Source organism: Thermococcus sp. EP1 (genome assembly GCF_001317345.1).
GTDB lineage: Archaea > Methanobacteriota_B > Thermococci > Thermococcales > Thermococcaceae > Thermococcus_A.
In genome coordinates this window covers 1-303 of the sequence record NZ_JXCG01000043.1, presented here as the reverse complement: position 1 = coordinate 303, position 303 = coordinate 1, and the positions used below count along the sequence as shown (strand labels likewise).

At 40.6% G+C, this 303-nt stretch carries 1 pseudogene; it reads left to right on the top strand.

Annotation, left to right across the window (positions count from 1 at the left end):
- A pseudogene (locus EP1X_RS09975) lies at positions 1-303 on the top strand (AAA family ATPase); the annotation flags it as partial.

Here is a 303-nt window from a genome sequence, read left to right as displayed (position 1 = left end):
AAATCCTTCAAATTCACACAAGAGGCATGCCTATTGAACCTGACTTCAGAAAAGAAGATGTTAAGAAGGCTTTGGTAGAGCTTAAGAGTTACGAACGATTCGAGGGAGTTGTGGAAAGGACTCTTATGAAAATAGAGGAGACCCCAGATATAGAAGAAGAGATTAAAGAACTTCTTAAAAACATTGATGAGAAGTTGTATGAAGAGATAAGGCATCGTTTAATTGATTTCCTCTTGGAGGAGTTAGCTGAGAAGACTCATGGATTCGTGGGCGCTGATCTGGCAGCATTGGCAAGAGAAGCTG